Source organism: Ureibacillus acetophenoni (assembly GCF_900220965.1).
In the GTDB taxonomy this organism is placed as follows: Bacteria; Bacillota; Bacilli; order Bacillales_A; family Planococcaceae; genus Ureibacillus; species Ureibacillus acetophenoni.
This window is the reverse complement of the sequence record NZ_OBQC01000001.1, coordinates 121,485-145,865: the sequence shown is the minus strand read 5'-3', so window position 1 is coordinate 145,865 and position 24,381 is coordinate 121,485. Positions and strand designations below refer to the sequence as shown.

Below are 24,381 nucleotides of genomic sequence, written 5' to 3'. Positions count from 1 at the left end.
TACATTAATGTAATTATCTTACAGATAATCATCCTATATCACTAGTAACATTGCAATAGTATTAATAACAAGCAACTTAAAAGTTTTATAGTTAAATGGATAACGAAGTTGAACAGTTAATAGTATTGAGTTAACAATTAACTCTCTTAGAGCTATTTTTATGATTTGTTGAACATTCCTTGAAAAGAATGTCTCTTATATCTAAATGTATTACAGAAATTGGTTATCCCTCGGTATCTCTCAAACCCTATTTGAGCAATATTCCATAAACTCCCTAATTCTATCACCTAACTCCTATCCTCTTCTCCCTAAAACCATAAAATAAATGTAGAATAATTGCCGATTCATCATACTTAACTATCATTTTACTGAAAATTCTGTAAAATAGATTCGAACTATCTTATAATAGATTTATGCGGTGAAAATCGCTAGAAAACGATAGATGGAGGGAATATTGTTGAGTTTAACAGTAGAACAATTGCTCGTTAGTAAAGGTATTTCTCCGAAAAAAGAACATCTAGAGATCTTAGAAGCTCGTTGGAAGGAAATGGCTGATTTACGAGGAAATCTGGATGGCATTAAAATCGATGACGCAGATATTGCGTTGAAGAACATTGCAGGGGGTGACCACGTTGAGTAATTTACATTTGAAATCTGTTGAGGAACTTGCTCCACTAATCGAATCAAAACAACTATCTCCTGTTGAATTAACTAAAGAAATCCTAAAATTCGCTCACGAAAGTCAGCCAGTCATCAATTCATATATCGAATTTTATGACGATGAAGCTTTAGCTGACGCGAAAAAAGCTGAAACTGAAATCGCAAATGGTAATTACAAAGGGATGTATCACGGGATTCCACTTGCGTTGAAAGACAATTTATACTTTAAAGATAAAGTCACTACGATGGCTTCTAAAATTCATAAAGACTTCAAATCAGATGCAGACGCAACTGTTGTAGAAAAATTACGTGAAGCTGGGGTTGTTTTCACTGGTAAACTAAGCATGCATGAATATGCTTGGGGTATTACAAACAATAACCCTCACTACGGTCCAGTACGTAACCCTTGGGACACAACTAAAATTCCTGGTGGTTCTTCTGGTGGTTCAGGTGCAGCTGTTGCAGCAGGTGCAAGTGTGGCATCTCTTGGAACAGACACTGCTGGTTCTATTCGAATTCCTTCATCAATCTGCGGTATCGTTGGACTAAAACCAACACATGGTCGCGTAAGTAAGTTTGGCTGCTACCCATTAGCATGGAGCCTTGACCATATTGGACCAATGACAAAAACTGTTAAAGATGCAGCAGCTATGCTTGAAATCATTGCTGGTTTCGACCATCGCGACCCAACTGCTGTGAACCTTCCTGTGGACAACTATGTGAATCAATTAACAGGTGACGTGAAAGATCTAGTCATCGGTGTAAATGAAGACTACTTCTTCAAACAAGTCGATACGGATGTTGAAAAAGCGGTTCGTAAAGCAATTGATTTACTAGTAAGCAAAGGTGCGAAAGTAGAAGTTGTAAGCATTCCTTCTCTACAATACGCAGAGTGGGCTGAACTAGTAACTTCTCTATCTGAAGCTTCAGCGATTCACCATTCAGACCTAAAAACAAGACCACAAGATTTCGGTGACGATATCCGTCTATTATTCGAATTAGGTGAACTTCCATCAGCAGTGGACTACTTACAAGCTCAACAAGTAAGAAGACAACTAAAAGCGGAATTCACTGAAATCTACAAAAAAGTCGACGTTCTAATTGCACCAACTCTACCGGTTGTTGCGAATGATATCGGTGACGACTTAGTAGACTTAAATGGCGAAAGAGTTGACCTCATCAACAACATCATTCGCTTCACTGGCCCTGGTAACTTAACAGGACTTCCTGCGTTATCTGTACCAGTTGGATTCAAAGGTAACTTGCCAATCGGCTTACAAGTAATCGGACCAGCATTCCAAGAAGGTAAAGTATTGAATGTAGGTTATGCGATTGAGCAATTCAATCTAATGGAAAATAGAAAGCCTAATATTTTGGTGGCTAAATAATAGAAGAACGTACGAAAAGGGACAGGCAATACCGCTGTCCTTTTTTGTTTGTGTACCAGGTACACAAACAATTCTGACAATTCACTACAATTTAGGGGGAATTGGAAAATAAGCGGAATTTTTCCGTTTAAATTAAAAAACAAACATATTTTCATGAGATTAAACGGAGTTTTTCCGCTTATCTTATTCAAATTGACTGTTTTTCACCTTATTTTTGGCAAGTAACCGGAAATTCTCCGCTTATATCAGCTTATTTTGACCTCTATTAATACATTAGGCGGAATTTCTCCGCTAATGATCTAAAATTAAAACAAGCAAAGGAAAAATCCATAATTTTCCTTTGCCCGTTCTTATTTTAAGTTCCCTAATTATGAGAAATCCGTCACAACAAACGTACCTGTTGTTTTGAAGTTACTCATATCTTCAAAGATGCCTTCTACTTCAGAAAGGCTAATTTCACGAGTTACCATTTGACCTGGATTTAATTTTCCTTGAGCTACTTGGTCAAGAAGTTTGTTGAAACGAGCAGCTGGAATACCAAGCGTTGTGATGAATGACTTTTCATTGATTACCATTTCATCAACTGGAAGAGAGATGAAGCCGCCTTCTTTTTTCGTTGTTACCCCAACTTGTAAGTGGCGTCCACCTTTACGTAAACTGTTAATACCATTTAAACAAGTTTCTGCAATACCTAGTGCGTCTACAGAAACATCGGCGCCACCTTTAGTTAGCTCTTTTACAGCTTCTACTGGATTTGTGTTTCTACTATTAATTACAACATCTGCACCTAACTTCTTAGCTAACTCAAGATTACTGTCGTTTATATCAACACCAATTACTGTCGCGCCCATATTAGCAGCAATATGGATCGCCGATAAACCAATACCACCACAGCCGTATACAACTACACTTTCACCTGGTAAAACTTGTACCCGGTCCACTATCCCATGATAAGATGTCATAAAACGGCATCCTAATGCAGCTGCATCAGCAAAGCTTAGTCCATCTGGTAAATGCATAACGTTACGATCACCTTTTGGAATTGCAACGTATTCCCCGTAACCACCTTGGTATGCAGTTCCAGGTACTAGGAATGAATCACAAAGGTTTGTGTTCCCAGCTTGACAGTGTGGGCATGTGCCGTCACTACCAGAGAAAGGAACAATAACGCGATCTCCGCGCTTGAAGTTCTTTACATCCGGACCTACTTCTTCAACAACCCCACAAAACTCATGACCGATAATTGGTTGAACAATGCCATGATCCCCAACCCAAACGTGCCAGTCACTACGACAAACACCATTCGCCATTGTTTTAATAAGAATGCCATCTCTTTCGATTTCAGGAACCGGTACTTCTTTGACTACAGCCTTTTTAACCCCTTCGATTACTAGTGCTTTCATCATATTCTCCCCCTTTGTTATGTAAATAAAAATGAAAGCTAGTTTCTAAGATAATAATAGTGAGCGCTTTCATACTTTGATGGTATAATATTTTTAATATTTAGTATATTACCATTTTTGCATGAGTACCTACCTTCAAAAGGAGTAGATATAATGGATAATTCAACTACCATTTTAGCTAGAACGAAAGAGTTAGAGACTTTGCCTACACAAGAAAGACGAATGGTAAAAACATTAGAACTATATTTAGAATACTTTCCAGTGAAAGACGCCTGTCTATTTCGTTATTCTCCGATTGGGTTTCTTTCAGAGGGTGTCATCTCGTTTGAGGATGGCCATATTCATTACATACATGATGAACGGTACGACGTTCGAACGGTAACAATCATTTTAGATTCAATTCAAAAGCGAAAAGCAATGTTTTGCGAAGGGGTTGAATTATTCGAAAAAACGAGCAGTCACTATGTCATTGACCGGGATGTTTCGAGTTTTCTAGTAACTCCACTATTCAAAGGATCATTTGTTTATGGATACATTCACAGTTTACATTTACAAGAATTTGCTAAGGTGGATGAAAGTCTATTAAATGAAATGACTAAATTCGGTAACAGAATTGGTAAAATGATTCATTCATCATTCCATTCAGCTGGAGACGACCTATTAAGTAAAAGAGAATTAGAAGTCATGTCGCGCATTGCGGAGGGAAATACAACAAAAGAAGTAGCCGATACCCTTGGCATTAGCGAACTAACAGCCAAACAATATGTGAAATTAGCGGTAAAAAAATTAAATGCAAAAAATCGAGTCCACGCAATTACGGAAATGTTTCGGAGAGGGATTTTGTCTTAGTGGAAACTGTTTATGTACCAGGTACACAAACAATTCTGACAATTCACTACAATTTATGTATTGTAATTGGTGCCTGGCATTAAACGGGTTGCTGGCATTGATAAATAAGTGGATAAATTCCCTCTATTTTAAAAAACGTCCTTATTTCAATGAAAATAAAGGTAGTTTTTCCGCTTATTTTGTAAAAATCTTTAAATTTCGCGATATTTTTAGCGCTTAAGGGGAATTTCTCCTCTTATTTCAACGAATTTCACGTCATTTTTTATAATAGAGGGAAATTCTACCCTTATTCCAGCACAGAATATAAAAAGCATGGCAACCCAAGCGATTTGCCATGCTTTTTCAAATGTGAAGCCCTACTTATTATTTCCCAATAAACATCTGCGTCCAGTTATATCCTTTGGATTCAAAACCAACACCAATATGAGTAAAGTTTACATTTAATATATTTGCTCTATGTCCAGGGCTGTTCATCCAACTTTCTACAACGTCTTCAGGAGTACGGAAACCCTTAGCGATGTTTTCTCCAGCGTACATATAAGTAATATCAAAACTTTCCATCATCTCAAAAGGCGAACCATAAGTTGGGCTGTTGTGATCAAAATAGCCAACCTGATACATATCATCCGATTTCACTTGTGCCACATTACTTAATTTTAAGTCCAATTGTAACGGAGTTAAACCGTATTGTTTTCTTTCTTCATTCGTTAATGCTACGACTTGCTTCACAAATTCATGTACTTCTGACTCTGGCGGTTGAGGAACATGGTTAGCAACCTCGTCAGGACGGAAACTTGGTTCGATCGCATAAGCAAGAATTACTGAAAACTCAGCTCGGGTTACATGGTTATTCGGCTTAAACGTACCATCTGTATAACCATTAACGATTTTATTCGACGCTAAATCTAGCACACTATTTGTATACCAAGTAGTTGGAATATCAGAAAAACTTACTTTCGCGTCCCCTCTTGTCACCTTATAAGCATTATCAATCATCGACGCCGTTTCCGCACGCGTTATGAAGTTATCACCTCTGAAAGTGTCATCTGTAAAACCTTTGATAATCCCTTTCTCTTTGGCAATGGCCACCGCACGATAATAGAAATCACCAGTATGTACATCCGTAAAACCAGGATTTTGTTTGACTGCTTCATTCGGATATAACGCATTTACTAACATTAAAGCAGCTTGTTCCCTAGTAATCTTATCATTCGGTCCAAACTTGCCATTTGGGTAACCACTGATAATGTTCTTTTCGCTAAGGTAATAGATCTCATCCGCTGCCCACTTCACTTTACCCAAATCCGAAAAACTCTTCGCCGCGCCTACATTAGTTGAAAATAAAAATACAAAACTTAAAATTATTACAAAGATAAAACTATATCTATTTTTACTTTTAATCATAATCACTCGCCTCCTTGTTTTTAAATATACTATAAAAATAGCGAAGAAATAATAGAGAGGATTACCTAACTGATAGTTATAAGAAATTTGTCCTTATCACTTTATTATTCTCGACCCGATTCCCCTCCTCTACTAAATTCGACAAATTTTTTAAAAGTTTACTAGTCCCAACACCAAACATGTGTAATAATAAAAACATTATATTATTTTAGAAAAAGGAAAGTATTCAAAATACTTATACAGGAGGGATTGTTTTGCCGAATATCAAAACAGCAATCATCGTCGGAGGTGGAATCGGCGGACTAGTGACTGCTCTCAGACTTCACCGCGCTGGCGTGCTAGTGAAAGTGTTTGAAAGCGTCGAAACGATTAAAGAACTAGGAGTTGGAATCAATCTATTACCTCACTCCGTTAAAGTACTAACAGAACTAGGTTTAACAGATGAACTTGAAAAAGCAGGCTTACCAACAGCTGAACTTATGTACGTCAATAAATTTGGACAGAAAATCTGGCAGGAAGAACGAGGTTTGAAGGCAGGCTATAAATGGCCCCAATACTCGATTCACCGTGGACGCCTACAAATGCTACTTCTGAACGCTGTAAAAGAGCAGTTGGGTGAAGAAACTGTGTTTACAGGTCATCATTTCACTTCCTTTGAAAGTGAAGCAGACGGCGTTGTCGCACATTTTGAAAATAAAAAAACAGGCGAACATGTTGGTTCATACCGTGCAGATATCCTAATTGCAGCAGATGGTATACATTCTGCCGTTCGTAAACATTTCTATCCAGACGAAGGGCTACCAAAATATAGTGGTCGTATTTTATGGCGTGGTGTTACGGAAGCAGATCCGTTTTTAACAGGGAGATCCATGATTATGGCTGGTTTCCAAGATCAAAAATTCGTAGCTTACCCAATTAGTCCGGAACTAGCTAAGGAAGGCCGTTCTCTTATTAATTGGATTGCCGAGCTTACGATTGATGAAATGCCATCCCGCGCAGATTGGAACAAAGAAATCGATAAAGAAAAGTTTGCTCCTGCATTTAAAAACTGGGACTTTGGCTGGTTAAATGTACCAAAAATTATTGAAGAAGCAACAGCAGTCTATGAATTCCCAATGGTCGACCGTGATCCACTACCTCAATGGACATTTGGACGCGTGACATTACTTGGTGATGCGGCACATCCAATGTATCCAATCGGGTCAAATGGGGCGTCACAGGCGATTTTAGATGCCAACGCACTGGGACAAGTTATTGAAAAACAACCAGATGCCGAGCTTGCACTAAAGGAATATGAGACTTTACGACTCGAAGCAACAGCAAATATTGTTTTAAAAAATCGACAAAATGGTCCAGAGCAAGTGATGCAAATCGCTGAAGAACGTGCACCAGAAGGCTTTGATAGCATATACGATGTGATTTCCTACAATGAGCTTGCTGAAATTGCCAATAAATATAAACAAATTGCTGGTTTTGACCAGGAATCTATCAACAACAAATAGGAGTACCGTGATGATTGAACATATCGTGTTAATTAAATTTTTACCAACTACAACGTTGGAACAAAAACAAGAACTCATCGATAGAACGTTGCTACTTAAAGGGAAAATAACAGGTATTATCGATATCCAACAGGGCATCAATTTTTCTGAGCGAAGCAAAGGATATGAAGTCGGGTTAACTGCTCGTTTTGTAGATCGGGCTTCTTTAGAAAACTATCTCCCCCACCCTGAGCATCAGAAAGTCCTTTCTTATCTGAAGGATATTGGCGTAGAAGATACGATTATTGTTGATTTTGAGATTCAGTAATTTTTTTTTACACATAACACTTTAGTGCGCAAACGCGTTGAAGCGTTCATGCACTAAAGTAATTACATTATAGGGGTGTATAGTAATGAATGTTGTTCAAACGAACGAAAAAATTGATAAAAGTCGCTTTCGTTCATTTCATTTTTCTCTAATTTTTTGGTGCTTTTTTATTATTTTAATGGACGGGTACGATGTTGTAATCTATGGTTCTGTTGTTCCTGCCCTTATGGATGAGTGGTCAATTTCGACTGTTACAGCTGGTGCTATCGGAAGCTATACAGCGGCAGGGACAGCACTTGGCGCAGTTATCTTTGGATTATTAGCCGATAAAATTGGTCGAAAAAAAGTCATCATGATCTGTACCATCATGTTTAGCTTGTTTACTGCACTGTCAACTTTCGCTGGAGGACCGGTTATTTTCACAATCATGCGTGTCATTGCAGGTCTTGGACTAGGCGGCGTTATGCCAAATGTCATTGCACTATCTACTGAGTACGCACCGAAAAAAATAAGAGGAGCGATTGTGTCGTTTATTTTCTGTGGGTATTCCATTGGAGCAATTGCTGCAGCCATGTTTAGTAAATCGCTACTTCCTGAACTCGGCTGGAAACCAATTTTTTGGATTGCAGCGATTCCTTTAGTATTCATGCCATTCCTGATGAAACAACTTCCTGAATCGGCAAACTTCCTGTTATCTAAAGGAAGAGACGAGGAAGTACGAAGAATCCTAAACAGACTAAATCCTGAAGAACCACTTGCTCCGGATACAGTCTTTGCAAAACCGGCTAAAAAGATAAAAGGTTCACCTCTAGTACACCTATTTAAAAATAAGCTAGCCCAAAGCACAATTATGTTCTGGATTTCTTGTTTCTCTTGCTTCGTTCTCATCTATGCGATGAATGTATGGTTACCAAAACTAATGATTGAAGCAGGGTACAGTTTAAGTAATAGTCTATTGTTTGTAGTGGCTTTAAACGTGGGGGCTATTTTAGGTACAATCGTGTTCGGGCGTTTAACCGATCGATGGGGCTTTAAAAAAGTGATGGTACCTTTATATTTCTTTGGCGCCATTGCATTATCTGCCATCGGATTAACAAACAACACAGCACTCGCGTATGTATTAATTGGAATTATAGGGGCATCGTCAGTCGGTGTTCAAAATATTAGCAATGCATTCGTATCCCAGTACTATCAACCGGAAGTTCGTTCAACAGGCGTTGGCGCAGCTATGGCATTTGGTCGTGTCGGTGGCATTTTTGCACCAACATTTGTGGGGATCCTCTTAACAATGAATCTATCTGCACAAATGAACTTTACCCTTATCGGCACAGCAGCACTCCTAGGCGGAATTGCCATCATCTTCGTTCAGGAAAAATATGCTCATTATCGACAAGAAAATTCAACAGAAACAGAGATTTCCTCTCAAGCACAAATTCCTGTGATGCAAAATTCACGTTTATAATAGGTACCTGGCACGCAAACAATTCTGAATATTTCGCGTACCAGGTACACAAACAATTCTGACAATTCACTACAATTTCAGGAAATTTAAAAAGCCTGTCTATGAGCTACTCATAGACAGGCTAACTAAAATATTTTGTTATTTAAATAATGTATATTGTAATTGCTCTGGATTCTTTGGAATAGGGTAAACTGGATTATTTGAATTTCGATTAGCCTTGAAGAATTCAATTAAATATTCTCTGACATCCTTTGAATAACTATGTTTGATTCCCTTATCTAATATAAAGATTCCCTTTCCTCCACTTTTTCCGTACAATTCAATTTTTGCCACAGCCCTAGGTAAAACCGGAACTCCCCAAAGTCTCGTCATTATGTTTCTTTCTGTATCTCCAAACGTATCACCATTAGGAAGTGTATTGTTTTGATCATCTTTCCCCATATAAACTAATCTAGCTACATTATTATGGTATGCTAAATTAAAGCTCTCTCCAGTAATTTCCTTATAATCATATGTTCCTAGAGGGAAAATCAATTTCTCATTTTTATATTCAGCCATTGGTAAAAACATGTCATCTAGCGTTCCTCCAGAAGCAACTGCTTTTACCTTGTCTGGATGCAATGCAGTGAAACGATCAGTAAATGTACCCGTTGCAGAATATCCAGTTAAAAACATCTTATCTGTTTCAACTTGATGTCCATATTCATTTAAATACTCTACAGCATGCTCAAACATTGCCACTAGTTGTTCATCTAGATTAGAAAACTTGTCTACATCATATCCTTCTTTTTCAAATGCATCTTCAAGTTGTTTCCTCAGATTTGGATCTTCTAATTTATTGTGAAGCGTAGCAATATCTCTATCTAAAGCATGTTCATAAAATGTATTACGCTCACCATTATTTTTATAACTAGAACCTGTTCGAGGAAATGCTGGCATAAGCATTGGAGTCCATAACTTTTCAGCGACTTCTACAGAGTATTCACCTCTATTTGTTAAGGTATCCTTCACCCACTTCTCAAAGTCTTCTAAATTACTACCGTTCGTATTAGGACCGTCTACTAGTAGATATCTCTTAAAATCTTTATTTTCTTGTTTATATTGATTTGAAGGAATTGCAAGATAATAAGGCCAATTAAAGCCTTTTTCAGGCATTGCTGGAACTTTTACTATTATTCTTTCACCAGTTTCATAGATTACTGGTAAACCGTTCGTCTTAAATTTAATTTCAAATTTATGTTCATTTGTAATGACTCTTAATGAATAATTGGAATTTAGCTCAAGCTCAGTTTTAAATATGAACTTTGTCTTTGCTACCTTATAATCTTCATCGACTCTCTTACCATCTTTTAGAATATCAAATCCTATAAAATCATCTTCACCTAATTTGATTTCAGCTAAATCCAATACTCCGTTATAAGGGTCAACTTCCTTTTTCCACTGAATCGTTTCAAATTTTGCTGAAGAAGTTGTTGAGGCAATCAGAGTTTGACTTTCCTTTTTCTCAAAGGCAGTCGCGAAACTCACTTGAATTGTATTGGCTAATATTAGTACGATTAATAAAAAGCTAACAAATATTCTTTTCACTTTTATCCTCCTACGGTTGTTAATATTGTTTGGTAATAAACAAATCTATAATATAACACTCTGTTATTAGTAGTAATCCAGCATCACGATACCAGTTTACTTTGTAAATTTTTACAAATTTTTACATACCTAATATTATATTTAAATGAAAATATTTACAATAATAAAAATAGAGTGCGAGGTACACAAACAATTCCGACAAATCACTACAATTCGTGTTTATCGTTTAAAACATCTTTTGCTGTAAATAAAAAAAGTCCCTCGACCGATATCCTCGATCAAGGGACTAAATTTTATAACTAATATTACTTCCCTGTAACTGTCACTTCAACAGTCACTGTATTCCCACCATAAGTAATGGTAATTGTTTGATTTCCTGCTTTATTGGCTTCAACTAATCCGCCTTTTTTTACGTTAACAACGGGACCCTGAGTTTTATAATCAGCATCTTTTGTTACATCTACTGTTTCGCTACCATCAGCTGTTGTTGTTACTTCTTTTACTACCAAGTTTACTTTATCTCCAGCTTGTAAATTCAGTTGCGTTTGTTCAACGATTAGTGTCACTGTTGGTTCCGGATTTGTTGGATCTGTTGGGTCTGTTGGGTCTGTCGGATCAGTTGGATCTGTCCCTTCAGCTTCTTTAACTGTCACATTGATTATCAATTCTTGTACATTCTTACCGTTTGTAACAGTAATTGTTGTAGTTCCTACACTATTTGCTTTGACTAAGCCATTTTTTACCGAAACTACTTTTTTATCTGCTACACTATATTTTGCTGATTTGGTTACATCTTTTTCAGTGTCGCTACCATCAGCCGCTGTTGTCACTTCTTTAATCGTTAGTTGCGTTTCTGTTCCTAATTCCAACTCAAGTTCAGTTGTATCCGCAACTAGTTTCACTCCTGGTTCAACAACTACAGAATCTGTCACAGTCACCTGAACTGTTACTTCATTTTCACCATGAGTAAGCGTAATTATTGTTGATCCCTTACCTACCGCAGTTACTAAACCGTTAGATACCGTTGCAACCTTTTCGTCAGCAACTACATACGTAGCTTCTGCAGTTACATCTTTCTCTGTCGGTTGACCTTCTGCTGGTGTGGATGTTTCAGTTACTGTCAGTTGTGCTGTATCGCCAGTTGTTAAATTAAGTTCTGATGGATCTACAGCAAGTGTCACTTCTGGTTCAGCTTTACCTTCAATAGCTAGTTCCCCAACGTTTCCTGCAGCGTCAGTAATTACGACTATTACCGATTCAGCACCCTCAGGCATTGGGAATGTAAATGTTCCGTCTTGCGCTAATTCGAACTCCACTGCAGCCGCATCGACTCCATCAACGGTTGCAATATATGAAGCTTTCAGTTTTTCATTTAAATCATAGTCTAAGCCATATCGAACTAACGCTGTATTGTATTCAATATATTTGTCTGTTACTTGTCCAGTGACCGCACCATCTGCCACCGTACCAGCGACTTCTGGTTTTGTTGTTTTCACTACGATTGGTCCTACATAGTCACTGATAACTCCTGATGCTGATTGAGCAGTAAAATCAATTGTATATAATCCATCAGGGATTGCTGCTTTAGTTGAAGTGCCCCACGGTGTATATTGACCAGTAACACCTAACCTCCACGACCCTGCTCCAAGTGAAGAACCAGCATGTAAGTAACCGATGTAGCCGTCGCCGTAATACCCACCATCTGGATTCATAATATCCCAAAGCTCAATATAGTTTGTAGCTACATCCCCTGTAAGTTTGAATGTAAGATCAGCTGAATCCTTAACTCCATCTCCATTAAAGGACAGGTCTGTTTCAGTTATCGCCATATCTCGAATTTCTGTTTGAGCAACTCCACCAAAGTCAGCTGCAAATGGCAATGAAATCTCTGAGCCTCCACCGTTAATATGGATATATCCTAGAATTTCAGATCCTGCTGGTGCATCCGATTGGGAAGCCGTTAATGTAACATTCAACATCTCTTCACCATTCAATGTGAATGAAGGCTTGTCCACTGTTACTTGAGCATCACCATATGATTTAGTAGTCTGGACTGTCACTGTGTAATTTCCGCCAATTCCCTTTAAATCTTTAACAAGAACTTGCTTCGTAACCGAAACATCACCATCTTTTAATGGCTGCGGCCCAAAAGTAACAGTTCCCTTCAAGTTTTCAACTACTGCTCCACCACCATCTAGTACTGCCGTATCCAATCCATAAGCAAGTACACTTGCGTGAGCTGCCGCATAAGCATCTACACGACCTGCACCTTGGTCGAACACATCATATTTAGAGGTATCCAGTAGCTTTGCAGTATTCGATAAAGCAACCTTAACATCGAAAGCATTCCAGTCAGGATTTGCTTGCTTAATTAATGCTACAATCCCTGCAATATGTGGTGTTGCCATTGATGTTCCCGTTTTTCGAGCATATGCTTCATCATAAACAGCTTCCGGGTAATCTGCTTTGTACATTGGAATTGTAGACATAATATTCGTACCAGGTGCAGTTACATCTGGCTTAATATCAAAGTTCGGCGTAGAAGGTCCACGTGAACTTGAATCGTTTACCTCATCTCCAGCTGTCGAAGTAGAGCCAAAGTTACCAAAATTAACAGTACCCTCTCCACCATTTAAAGCCGCGCGTATTGCATCCCCGTCAGTTTGAGACATATCAAACGTTGGAATAAATTCAAAAGCATCACCTAAAAATGTGCCAGATGCATTCGGTGCATTTGTACCACCAGCAAAGTTATGAATAATCGTTGCGATTGCACCATTCGTTTTCGCATTGGCAATCTTATCAACAAAAGGAATTTCACCACGTGAAATTAACGCAACCTTCCCGTTTACATCAATTCCGTCAAAATCCGTCGCTACTCCAACTCCAGGAATCGCAACTAACTCAAATTCCCCTTGAAGTTGTGTCGCTAAGTCTTGTCCAAACGTTGTTGCCATTAACTGAATTTGTTTTGTTAAGTTATAAGAACCAACCGTAACATTGACTTCTCCGTTGTACATCGTTTCTGGATTCGTTGTATTACCTACAGCAATTCCTAGACGAGATGTCGATGGAGTGCCCATCGTTCCACGGTTTGGACCTGAATTTCCTGTCGCAACAACACCAATCGTTCCAGCCATCATTGCGTTATTAATGGCAAATGAACTAGCATCTGTTTCTGAGTTAGATCCGCCACCAAGTGATAGATTAATAATATCCATTTCCTGTTGAACAGCATATTCAATTGCTGCAATGATTCCAGAAGTCGATCCACTTCCATATGCACCAAGTACTCGGTACGCATAAAGATCAACTTTTGGAGCAATCCCTTTAATTCCATATTCATTAGCACCAATTGCTGCAATCGTTCCAGCAACGTGGGTCCCATGACTCGTATAGAATGATCTACCGCTAGCATCGAATTCCGGTCTATGTGCTGGCCTATCTAGTGGAGATGTTTCTGATGCATCATCTTCAGCACGAGTTCTTGCGTAATCAGTTCCTGTATGAGGTACGAAGTTCTTACCACCCTTATAAATCCCTGCAAACTCTGGATGATCTGCATCAATTCCCGTATCTAGTACAGCAACTTTAATGCCTTGTCCTTCAATACCTTCAGCCCAAAGTTTTTCAATCCCTAAGAAGCCGATACTTGTATTCATCATTGCATCTACATTGCCATCTTTTGTTGGCACGAATGCTTCTGGTTCCTCCATTGCATAGACAATCGTATCAGGTTCAACTAACGTAATCCCATCAACAGTTAGTAACTCAGCGAGGTCATCTGCTTTAACAGTAGCAGCAATACCGTTCAACACTGTATCAAACTCATACCCTGTTTGAATATTAACCTTTTTTGCATTTAATTCTCTTTTAACCTTAGCTTGCTGGGCTTGTACTTTTCCTCTAACAGAATTTTCTTGTGATTTTGAAAATCCTTTTCCTTTTAACTGGCTTAAGCCCTTTTCAAGAGCAACAGGCTTTTCAGATAAATGAATAATGACCGGAACATCCTGATCACCGGTTAATCCTTCCAAATCTCTGTGCAGCTTTGGCCCACCATCGATTACATTTAATTGTTCCGCAATCGCTGCCTTTAACTGCATCGTGCTTTCGCTTGGACTGTTTTGCTTAAACGGCTGAGTTCCCTCATTTGCCGAAACAGTCACCGCTGGACTAAACATGGACAAGACCATAGCTAGTACGAGAAACGCACTAAAGAACTTACTCACTAACTTCTTCATCAATACCATTCCCCCTTTTCCACTGACGACTTTTTGACTATATCACTCTATGAAATGAAGTAATCTATACATAGAATGAGATTTAACTATATATGCGCTTGTCCAAACTCGTATTCAAAATTATGGTAAATTTGATTCATTTATCATAAAAATAAAAAAAGCACTTACATCTAAAGTAGATGGAAGTGTTGATTCAAGGTGAGACTATGTACTTATTACATTTATAATCGCTCAATGATTCCATAGTGATACAAAACTATCATCACAGACAGCCTCCTGTAAAGCGAACTAGGTACCCTCGCTAATTTCTCACTCACAATATTCACTCGCCTCGCTGGGGCCCGCTTCTCCTCCCTTACAACATCAACAAACAGGACCCTACGCTCGGTGTAATCATACTTTCTCATTTCACATTCCTCCTTAAATAAAAATAGCTCTAATCCCTCGAAAGGAATTAGAGCTGGATAAATTAGAATAGCTTTTCTATGAATATAATATATGGTTGTAATGTAGGGTGATACGGTTTTGTAATGGAAAAGAGTTACCATAAATGTAGATACTCTCTAAGTTTTAGATAAACTTCAGGATACCATTATTAATAGTAAAGTTGACACCCATACTTAACGTTGATGAAGCTCGAATTACACCCTTTGAATTAATAATTTCTTGAATTGCGTTTACTATATTTTCAGTTCCAAAGAAGGCTTTTTCTGTCGTATCTAATCTCTTTTCCAACAGTTGTTTAGCTAATTCTAATAATGATTCATCATCGACCATCTCGTTAACAGTAGCCAAAACTGTTGTATACTTAGTTATTTCTAATGCTTCAGCCTCGGCAGTCATCCCTTTTGCTTTAAAATCTGCTATTAGTTCGACTCGATCTGCATGTAGTGTTGGGATATAAGTAGTAAGTGCTGTTTTCATTTCTTCCGCACTATTTGCTCCATCCACCGCATTGATAAATTCAAACTTATGAAACTCTTGATTTACTGCATATTCGAAAACTTCTTTAATTGTATCAGCATCTGCAAATTCACCTTGGAAATATGCAAACACTGCTTTTTGACGTCCTGCATCTTCTGGTAACGCCATAAAGTTATTTTTGATTTCTTCCGAAATCCCTAGTTCTTCCCAATTTGCATCGATTGCTTCTCTGAAGCTTGTTACATCATCTGCATTATTTACCGCTTTAATTGCCTGTGTTGGGATTGGGGCTGCAATCACAATTATGTCAGACTCTACTCCACTTGAAATCGTGATTACTACATTACCGATATTTTCAGCTGTTCCCTCGGCTGCTACTGCAATTACTCCATCTGGTAAAGTTGCTCCTTCAATTGCTTGATTTACTAAAGTTACTGTTGTTACTGCATCAGTATCCCAAGCAATATTTAAGCCTTGAATCGTTGTTTTTGCAATTGCTACCTTTTCAGAGTCTGTTGGTGTAATTTGATCTTCATCATTTTTCATCACATTTACTTTATTAATTATTTCTTGCAATTTACCAATATCCGTAAGTGTATCGATAGAAGATGTTATCTCTTCGATGTAGTATAGAGCAAACAATTGATTATAACTGTGAATTAATTCCCTATTTGTACTCATATATAATAAAATTTCTTGACTGTTCCCATTTGTATCTAATTCATTTAATTTAATCTCTTCTACAAGTAAATCAAGTAACTCCGAATCGGTTGCCTTATAAAGTGCAACATAATCAAATCCAACCCAACCGTTCAACTCTTCTAAACTTCTAAGGCTAAAACTTACTCCTACTGCTTCTTTCATATTAATTGGCTCTTCTAATGTAAAAGCTGATACTAATTTATCACCGTTAATATTCCATGTAACTCCTGTTATTTTAATGTCTTTACTACCTAATACATGTAAAATATTTTGGTTTTCGTAGAATAAATTGTCCAAAGTTTTTCCATTTAAAGAAATAATAGTTGATTCATCAAGTTGATCAATATTATGCCATGCAAAAGAAAGTGAATTAGTAGGGTTACCATTCTTAGTATCTTCGTCTAATAAGAAATTTAAATTAGAAAAACCAAAATATGCTGTGTGGCTAGGTGGTTTTTCGTTTGTTGCCGAGTATCTTACCGTAATAGATATTTCTCCAGATAAATCTGGGGGATTATTCTCATCATATTTAATCCAATTATCAGTATCTTCTATTTTGTACTCCATTGTACTATCCATTCCAACAATTACATCCAAAATATCGTCTAGGATCAAATTCGGAGCAGCTGGAAGAACGCTGACTAAAATGGTTTTACTCCAGCCATTTACTTTTACAGTTACTTTTTGATCGGTTATATAATCACTACTATCAAACCCAATTATTTGAATATCAGCTTCATTTATATCAATTTGATTTCCATTTTTATCAGTAAATTCAAGGAATTCATAGTCGAACTCTTCTTCTAAAAGATAATCCGTTTTATATGAGCGTAGATATAGTTCAATTGTTGGCTCTGTTTGCTCATCTAACATTACAGGAACCGCTTCATAACCACGAATATTGTTGTATTCATCGAAGAACAGTACAACGACAGTATATTCTCTACTTGCAATATCACTTATATTAAAAGTAAATATTGATTTATCGCTATTACTTAGTTCTATTCCAACCCCACCGCTAGTTTCAATAAATTGACTCGATAATCTAAATGTTTTTGATTCGATAATTGTAATTTTATAGCTATCTGTACCATTTGGAACAGCACTATTAGTTATTATGGTATCTATAGTTAAGTTATTAACTTCTACATTTACTGCTTCAGTTACTTTGTCGATTATAGTAACTTGTTTTGGTGTCGAGAGATTTCCAGAGTTGTCTACTGCAATGACTTTATACTCACCAGGGGTCAGATTTAATGTAGGGATATTTATATCCCTCTCCACTTTTTGAACTGTTACATTAACAGCATTACTTGCATTTACTAATTTATCTAGTTCACTTTTATTTTTAGGGTTTAATGAATTAGGAACTAAATATACTGTTCCGATTTCATTACTTTTAACATAAACACTATCACCTTCACCTATTATAGTTGAATGTATTGTTATCGTCGGTGGAGTTCTATCTACCGGTGTTGATGAACCACCACCGCTTTCCGATGGTGGTGATACTGGTGATTTTGAGCCTCCATCATCACCACCTAAACCATCTCCCGATGGTGATGACGTTTCTTGCACGGTTGATCCAGTAGTGTCTACGACTTTACTAATCTTATCTTTTATCTGTTGATAGTTTGAAATAACATTTTCAGGTTTTGAATCTGTTGGTAGAATTACTTGTTCAATGTCAATTTTTGTGCCTACTTCTAGTTTTGCTGCAGTTGATTGAACAAGTAGTTCACGTACTATCCCTTGGATTTCAAGTGCAATTTCAGCTGCTGCAGCAACAGCAAGTTGATCAATTGTAGCATTCCCTGTTATTTCTAGGGCAATATCCACATTAACAGTTAAATTTCCTACTTCACCGTCTACTTGAATAGAAGAAACGCCTAAATCAATTAGGATTTCTGGTATTTTTGTATCTGAAATAATTGCTACATTGTCACGTTTAGCTAGAATCCCTTGTAAAAGTGAAGTAGCGTTTAGTGTTATTTTTGGACCTGTAGTAGTTTCCGCAACTGGTATTAATGATGCAACTGTTGTATCGGCAGATTCAATTAGTAATTGTCCATTGGATGTAACTTTGTTTAATACAACTTCAGTTGTTACTTTATTGGACAAGGTAATGTTTCCAGCAACATTTAATGATTGGATGCTCACAAAATCAGCATTTACAATCAGCTCATCAATGGTTCCTTCACCACCATCAAATATAACCGGAGATTTTGATTGGCCTGATTCGTTTAATGTGATCGATTGAATAGAAACAATACTACCATTCTTAACTGTTGCAGTCACTCTTGCACCCTTTAAGGCAACCTCATTTGATTCTTTGAAAATAGTTGATAGTTCACTAGCAACAGTAAATTTACCTTCATTTGATTGAATTGTGTTATGAGATATATTTTCAATTATTAACTCTATTTCTGTTGTTAAAGAAGCCTCAGCTCTCGTAACAAACACCGCCATTTCACCACGGCTTACTTTTTTATTACCATCAAACGTAGTCGGTGTTGTTCCTGTTGTAATCTCATTTTCATATAGAGCAGCTATATAAGATTGGTAGCTTGCATGTACATCGTTAAATGGCAATACAATTGTAGATTGTGATTCTAATTGAAACGCATTAGCTATGATTTTTGCCATATGGTCACGGATAATAGGATCGTTTGGAAGGTATTTTCCATTGTAACCATCAATAATTCCTGCATTTGCTAATGTGGCAATCTCTCCGTAGAATGGATGGTTTTTTGGAACGTCAGTGAAATTTGGATTTGTTACATTTTCAGTATCTAAACCTAACACACCTGCAATAATTTTTGCTGCTTGTCCACGTGTAATTACATCCTCTGCATGATACTTCCCATCAGGGTAACCATTAATAATATTACGTTCTGCTAAACTTGTAACAGCTTCATAGAAATAGTCAGATGGAGTTACATCTGGAAAATTCATACTAGCATCTACAGTAGTTGGAGCAATTGCTACAATGCTTGCTACAGTTGCAACAGATACTGCAGAAGCCGTAAACATTATTTTATATTTTTTACTCATTAAAATACCTCCAATACATAATGTTACCATTACAATTATACTATGGAAGTATTTTACAAACAACACACAACAACCAATTATTTGGAAGATAATTAGTCTATATATTCTATGTTCTATTAAAATATTACTTATTATTATTTTTCACTATAACTATTATACTAATATGTGTTAAATTGTTTACTAATTATACAGTCGATTTACTGCATTTTGTTTCTCTACTTTTGATGTACATGTATAATTAAGACTGAACTGATTTCAACACCTTTTCTTATCAATCTAGTACAAAATGTATGTCGTAGCATGTGCGGGTAATGTGAAAGAGTAGCTGTTTGCCTGTTTCGTTAAGCCAACTTCTGATTTCATCTCTTTGCACCTTCCCTGCACGTTGACTCACCAATAAAAATGGACTTTCAGGAAACTTGGAATTGCCCCTTTCGCCCAGCATGTAGACCTGTATAGATTCGAGAACATCTTTTCTCAAAGGAATCTCTCGAATTTTGCCCCCTTTGCCCCGAACTGTGAGATGTGAGGGTTAGTTGATCCACGTCTGAGATTTTGATATTCACAATTTCAAACACTCGAATGCCAGTGTAGAGCAGCAAGTAGCCAAGCAGTTTGTTTCGTTGTGTTTCCTTCTATAAGTGTAAAAAGAAACTGTTCTTCCTTCTGGTCATTCAAAACACTCACTTCTGCTTACTTATATACCTTCGGTTCAAAATGTTTCATGTAACTAGTAAAGTAAATTCGACTAAGCAACACATCATGATCACATTCTTTTCAACTAGATAAGCGTTGAATTTTCGTATTTCGTTCATGTAACTTTTGTAGCGGCTTCCTTACCATCTTCTATGAGCCAACGTTGAAAGGATTCTAGTATTTTAACTATCATCATATTTCCTCCAAACAAAAAAAGAGTAGTGAATTCTTCCCCCACCACTTAATCCGTTATTTACCAAAGGCAATTTTTGAACGACAATTTTTACATCTATTTTCTTTCAATTAACATGGACAAATTATCATTTAATTTAATCTCCTTCAATAATTTCTTTTGCAATAGGATCTACATATGAGACCACTGCAGTTACAACTATTTGTTACCACATACCCCCCTTTTCTACTTAGCGACAGTTATATAAATAATGACGTCAGTTTTTAGGCATGCAAAATGAGCACATGTTATGAGTCGCATGCACTTTCCAATTCCGACACCATTAGCATTTATTATTGTTGTGAGTTTATCATTAGTTTTGTAGTGAGTATACTAAATCTATCCATCTAAAAAATCAGAAACAATTTCGTCATTTACCAAACAAAACTTCCGATAAACGATGTTCTGCTGACATTGATTTTCCCCCTCACATGTATCCTGCTTCTTTTAAATTTATCTTCACAGATAATAAGATGACCGATTACATACCCACAATTTGACCTGCCTTCAATAATCTTTGTGTAACTGCGATATCTTCTGATGAGGGAGTTGTATCATTGCTAGGATGGTTATACTCACAGATTATGCTAGCTGAATTACTTAGTATTGCAGACTTTAACACTTCTCTCGGGTGTACAATATTTGAGTAAGAGAACCTATGTGAACTTTTTGAATATTTGTAGACTGATTTTTTGTATCCATGCAAAGAACTACAAAGTGCTCACGATCTACTTCCCCTAAAAATTCTTTCTTCAATTCATAGGCATCTTGAGGTGAACGAACTCTTCGATTCTTGTACATCATCGTTTTCTCTTTGACTAATTTAACCGATTCAATATCAACTCGTTTTGCTGGTATGTTCTTTTGACTCTCTGCCATGTAATTCACTCCTTGAATTGTTTAGTAAATACAAAAAAGCCCTAACACCTGTAATAGATGTTAGGACTCATTCAAGGAAAAAATATATGTTTAAAAGTTTACCTAAAACGGTATTAAAACTGTATGTAATAAGAAAAGCTCTTGTACAAGTCATTTCTCATACAAGAGCTCTCTATATAATAATTTTGCCCCCTTTGCCCCGAACTGTGAGATGTGAGGTCAGTTGATACACGTCTGAGATTTTGATATTCACTAATTCAGACACTCGAATGCCAGTGTAGAGCAGCAAGTAGCCAATCAGTTTGTTTCGTTGTGTTTCTTTCTCTAGGTGGAAAAGGAACTGTTCTACCTGCTGGTCATTCAAAACACTCACATCTGCTTCTGAACCATGTGCAACCTTCACTTTGTCTCTTTTGATACTAATGAAAATATTTTCTACCAATCTATTTTTGAACAACCAATCGTTGTACACCTTAAGCGAATTGACCTTTTTGTTTCGAGTGCTTACAGACATACCTTCTGATTCGAGATGTTTCATGTAACTTATAAAATAGAATCGACTAATCAACACATCAGGATCACAGTCTTTTTCAACTAGATAGGCGTTGAATTTTCGTATGTCGTTAAGGTAGCTTTCAATTGTTGCTACTGCTTTACCATCTTCTATGAGCCATTGTTTAAACGATGCTAATACATTTCCTATCATCATATTTCCTCCCAAACAAAAAAAGAGTAGTGGATTCTTACCCCACTACTCGATACTTATTTACCATAAGACTATTTTTGAACCACACTTCTTACATCTACTTTCTTTCAATAAACATGGACACATTATCATTTTCTTTTAATCTCCTTCAATAATTTCTTTTGCGATAGCTCCTACAACTGCGACCACTGCAGTTACAACTATTTGTTGCCACATACACAATACCCCCTTTCTACTAAACTAGCGACAGTTATATAATAATGGCGTGAGTTTTTAGGCACGCAAAATAAGCACATGCTATGAGTCGCATGCACTTTAAAATTCTGATGCCATTGGCATTTACTTTTGCCGTGAGTTTCTTGTTAGTTTTGTCGCGAGAATACTAATCTATCCCATCCAAAAAATCAGAAACAATTTCGTCATTTACCAAACATACTTCATAAGGTATTGGTAATCCTGTTTCTACACTTATTAGAAGATAGTAATTGCCATTGGCATCTGTATAACTTGCTGAGTCTGCAACAATTGGATCGCCAAGGTTATCTAAAAGGTATTTCGGTATTAACTGTGTATCAACTTCATCTTTCATTAACCAAATAGTTTCATAACCAATTTCACTTACAGGTACATAGTAACCAAGTTTATTTGTTAATACTTCCGATAAACGATGTTCTGTAGACATTGTAATTCCTCCCTTACATATACCCTAATTCTTTTAGAGAACGAAAGTTATCTTCACACATAATTAGATGGTCAAGAACTTCAATTCCAATGATTTGACCAGCTTCTACTAATCGCTTTGTAACTTCGATATCTTCAGGACTTGGTGTACTGTCATTTGATGGATGGTTATGACCACAGATTATGCTAGCAGAGTTACTTAGTATTGCTGACTTTAATACTTCTCTCGGATGAACAATGCTCGAATTGAGAGAACCTATGTGAACTACTTGGATATTTGTAGGCTGATTTTTTGTATCCATGCAAAGAACTACAAAGTGCTCTCGATCTACATCACCTAAAAATTCTTTCATCAACTCGTAGGCATCTTGAGGGGAACGAACTCTACGATTCTTGTACATCATTGTTTTCTCTCTGACTAACTTCACTGATACAATATCAACTCGTTTTGCTGGTACATTCTTTTGATTTTCTTCCATGTAAATCACTCCTTGAATAGTTTAGTAAATACAAAAAGCGCTAACACCTAAAGTAGATGTTAGCGCTCATTCAAGGAAATAATATATATTTGTACTTTGTTTTGTTTCGTTATGAGAAAGACTCTACACAGCCTAAGCCATGTAGAGTTTTCTGGTTATACTACACCAATTTCATAAACTGACAGTTTAATCTTAATTATCTCTAGCAGATACTTTATAATCACCAAGTTCATCGTTAAAACTATTAGCGTCAAGAACATACGCCTTAGTCTCTTCTCTAGTTTTATCAGACATTGATGCACTATTAAATAATGATACACCTACCCATGTCCCGTTAAACTCATTACCTTTAATATCAACTACATTACCAACTTCAGAATGATCAATAACAATTCCAGCAGCTCCATTAAATTTGGAATTTGTTACTTCAATTTTACCGTAAGTATAAATTGAAGAATCTGCACCTTCTTGGAACTCATTCTTTACAAAGAATGTAGAATTTCTAACAATAATATAACTACTTGGACTTGCTGTTGAGATACCTGAAACCATGATACCTTTGTTTGTTGTATAGTTAATTTTTACACCATCAAATGTAACTGGTTTACCAGCAGTATCTCTTACATAAATTGCAGAATCTCCGGAAACATTATCAGTAAATCCTGATCCAGTAACAGTTAAATTATTTATTACTACATCTCCAACAGTTATATCGAAACCAAATGCTAATTCTTGATTATTTCCATCAATAGTTACAGCTCTATCAATTACTACAGGTGCAGTAACAATAATACCTTCTCCTAAGATAATCTTAGAAACAGCAGGATTGTCAATTGCAGCGTTTAAAGCTACTTCTGTTGTTACTGTTACAGAATTAATTTCACCTTCACCTGTAACTGTAGCATCACCTTCAATTGCTTCAACAGTTGTTCCTGCTTGTGTATTCACTGTTGAAGTTTCATCAGCAGTAATTGTACCTACTGTTCCAGATACAGTTATGCTAGCATCTGCATCAACTGCTAAATTAACTGAATTTGTTGCTTCTTGACCATCAACATTAATTGAAGCACCATCAGTAATTCTAACATTCGCTACACCATTAGATTGGTTAACAAAACGTCCTCCATTTGTATCAGACCATACGATGTTAGATGAACCTTTATAATGATAGCTATTTCCATCAACATCTTCTACATTAATAGTACCACCAGTAGTTAAATCT

General features: G+C 36.7%; 15 protein-coding genes and 3 pseudogenes. 6 read left to right on the top strand and 12 right to left on the bottom strand.

Features of this window, described 5'->3' with window-relative positions:
- The first annotated feature begins 457 nt into the window (after nucleotides 1-457).
- Nucleotides 458-640, top strand: coding sequence for a hypothetical protein (locus CRO45_RS00635; protein WP_097147693.1), 183 nt, complete (start codon nucleotides 458-460; stop codon nucleotides 638-640).
- Complete coding sequence (locus CRO45_RS00630) at nucleotides 633-2,048, top strand: amidase (protein WP_097147692.1); 1,416 nt, start codon at nucleotides 633-635, stop codon at nucleotides 2,046-2,048. The genes CRO45_RS00635 and CRO45_RS00630 overlap by 8 nt, the downstream gene beginning before the upstream one ends.
- Nucleotides 2,049-2,416: 368 nt before the next feature.
- Here the strand turns inward: CRO45_RS00630 and CRO45_RS00625 are convergent, their stop codons facing one another.
- Nucleotides 2,417-3,454, bottom strand: a complete 1,038-nt coding sequence (locus CRO45_RS00625) for a zinc-binding dehydrogenase (RefSeq protein ID WP_328588566.1) — start codon at nucleotides 3,452-3,454, stop codon at nucleotides 2,417-2,419.
- A gap of 150 nt (nucleotides 3,455-3,604) precedes the next feature.
- On the opposite strand from CRO45_RS00625, the gene CRO45_RS00620 reads away from it, so the two are divergent.
- Nucleotides 3,605-4,300 carry a response regulator transcription factor gene (locus CRO45_RS00620; RefSeq protein ID WP_097147690.1) on the top strand — a complete coding sequence of 232 codons (696 nt, stop codon included), beginning with the start codon at nucleotides 3,605-3,607 and terminating at the stop codon, nucleotides 4,298-4,300.
- 363 nt (nucleotides 4,301-4,663) lie between these two features.
- Here CRO45_RS00620 and CRO45_RS20245 read toward each other — a convergent pair.
- A pseudogene (locus CRO45_RS20245) lies at nucleotides 4,664-5,026 on the bottom strand (CAP domain-containing protein); the annotation flags it as partial.
- A 111-nt stretch (nucleotides 5,027-5,137) separates the two neighbouring features.
- Nucleotides 5,138-5,704, bottom strand: a pseudogene (locus tag CRO45_RS20240) (S-layer homology domain-containing protein); the annotation flags it as partial.
- A 254-nt stretch (nucleotides 5,705-5,958) separates the two neighbouring features.
- Between CRO45_RS20240 and CRO45_RS00610 the strand changes: the two are divergent.
- The 3 genes from CRO45_RS00610 to CRO45_RS00600 all read left to right on the top strand — a co-directional run bounded on the left by CRO45_RS00610 (nucleotide 5,959) and on the right by CRO45_RS00600 (nucleotide 8,975).
- Nucleotides 5,959-7,206 (top strand): flavin-dependent oxidoreductase, encoded by a 1,248-nt coding sequence (locus CRO45_RS00610; protein ID WP_097147688.1) that lies wholly within the window; start codon nucleotides 5,959-5,961, stop codon nucleotides 7,204-7,206.
- A gap of 10 nt (nucleotides 7,207-7,216) precedes the next feature.
- Nucleotides 7,217-7,513, top strand: a complete 297-nt coding sequence (locus CRO45_RS00605) for a Dabb family protein (protein WP_097147687.1) — start codon at nucleotides 7,217-7,219, stop codon at nucleotides 7,511-7,513.
- Between the two features lie 85 nt (nucleotides 7,514-7,598).
- On the top strand, nucleotides 7,599-8,975 hold the full coding sequence (locus tag CRO45_RS00600) for an MFS transporter (RefSeq protein ID WP_097147686.1): 1,377 nt from the start codon (nucleotides 7,599-7,601) through the stop codon (nucleotides 8,973-8,975).
- 138 nt (nucleotides 8,976-9,113) lie between these two features.
- Here the strand turns inward: CRO45_RS00600 and CRO45_RS00595 are convergent, their stop codons facing one another.
- The 9 genes and pseudogenes from CRO45_RS00595 to CRO45_RS00550 form a co-directional block, all read right to left on the bottom strand.
- The gene (locus tag CRO45_RS00595) at nucleotides 9,114-10,562 is read right to left on the bottom strand and encodes a hypothetical protein (protein ID WP_097147685.1); all 1,449 of its coding nucleotides are present in this window, start codon (nucleotides 10,560-10,562) and stop codon (nucleotides 9,114-9,116) included.
- A 305-nt stretch (nucleotides 10,563-10,867) separates the two neighbouring features.
- Nucleotides 10,868-14,806 carry a S8 family serine peptidase gene (locus CRO45_RS00590; protein ID WP_097147684.1) on the bottom strand — a complete coding sequence of 1,313 codons (3,939 nt, stop codon included), beginning with the start codon at nucleotides 14,804-14,806 and terminating at the stop codon, nucleotides 10,868-10,870.
- 570 nt (nucleotides 14,807-15,376) lie between these two features.
- Nucleotides 15,377-19,486: a DUF4073 domain-containing protein gene (locus CRO45_RS00580; RefSeq protein ID WP_170949371.1), complete on the bottom strand. Its 4,110-nt coding sequence runs from the start codon at nucleotides 19,484-19,486 to the stop codon at nucleotides 15,377-15,379.
- 215 nt (nucleotides 19,487-19,701) lie between these two features.
- A complete protein-coding gene (locus CRO45_RS20415; RefSeq protein ID WP_141400312.1) occupies nucleotides 19,702-19,788 on the bottom strand; it encodes a hypothetical protein in 87 nt (28 codons plus the stop codon).
- Between the two features lie 1,107 nt (nucleotides 19,789-20,895).
- Nucleotides 20,896-21,215: pseudogene (locus tag CRO45_RS00570) on the bottom strand (JAB domain-containing protein).
- Between the two features lie 250 nt (nucleotides 21,216-21,465).
- On the bottom strand, nucleotides 21,466-21,999 hold the full coding sequence (locus CRO45_RS00565; protein ID WP_235864496.1) for a tyrosine-type recombinase/integrase: 534 nt from the start codon (nucleotides 21,997-21,999) through the stop codon (nucleotides 21,466-21,468).
- Between the two features lie 382 nt (nucleotides 22,000-22,381).
- Nucleotides 22,382-22,681: a hypothetical protein gene (locus CRO45_RS00560; protein WP_097147680.1), complete on the bottom strand. Its 300-nt coding sequence runs from the start codon at nucleotides 22,679-22,681 to the stop codon at nucleotides 22,382-22,384.
- A gap of 13 nt (nucleotides 22,682-22,694) precedes the next feature.
- A complete protein-coding gene (locus tag CRO45_RS00555; RefSeq protein WP_097147679.1) occupies nucleotides 22,695-23,159 on the bottom strand; it encodes a JAB domain-containing protein in 465 nt (154 codons plus the stop codon).
- 192 nt (nucleotides 23,160-23,351) lie between these two features.
- A complete protein-coding gene (locus CRO45_RS00550) occupies nucleotides 23,352-24,107 on the bottom strand; it encodes a pectate lyase-like adhesive domain-containing protein (protein WP_097147678.1) in 756 nt (251 codons plus the stop codon).
- Nucleotides 24,108-24,381: the final 274 nt, after the last annotated feature.

Excerpts from the sequence above, each read along its gene's own strand:
- CRO45_RS00590 (WP_097147684.1), bottom strand. The coding sequence starts at position 14,806 with ATGAAGAAGTTAGTGAGTAAGTTCTTTAGTGCGTTTCTCGTACTAGCT.
- CRO45_RS00620 (WP_097147690.1), top strand. The coding sequence starts at position 3,605 with ATGGATAATTCAACTACCATTTTAGCTAGAACGAAAGAGTTAGAGACT.
- CRO45_RS00580 (WP_170949371.1), bottom strand. The coding sequence starts at position 19,486 with ATGAGTAAAAAATATAAAATAATGTTTACGGCTTCTGCAGTATCTGTT.
- CRO45_RS00555 (WP_097147679.1), bottom strand. The coding sequence starts at position 23,159 with ATGGAAGAAAATCAAAAGAATGTACCAGCAAAACGAGTTGATATTGTA.
- CRO45_RS00625 (WP_328588566.1), bottom strand. The coding sequence starts at position 3,454 with ATGATGAAAGCACTAGTAATCGAAGGGGTTAAAAAGGCTGTAGTCAAA.
- CRO45_RS00605 (WP_097147687.1), top strand. The coding sequence starts at position 7,217 with ATGATTGAACATATCGTGTTAATTAAATTTTTACCAACTACAACGTTG.
- CRO45_RS00560 (WP_097147680.1), bottom strand. The coding sequence starts at position 22,681 with ATGTCTACAGAACATCGTTTATCGGAAGTATTAACAAATAAACTTGGT.
- CRO45_RS00565 (WP_235864496.1), bottom strand. The coding sequence starts at position 21,999 with ATGATAGGAAATGTATTAGCATCGTTTAAACAATGGCTCATAGAAGAT.
- CRO45_RS20415 (WP_141400312.1), bottom strand. The coding sequence starts at position 19,788 with ATGCTACGACATACATTTTGTACTAGATTGATAAGAAAAGGTGTTGAA.
- CRO45_RS00600 (WP_097147686.1), top strand. The coding sequence starts at position 7,599 with ATGAATGTTGTTCAAACGAACGAAAAAATTGATAAAAGTCGCTTTCGT.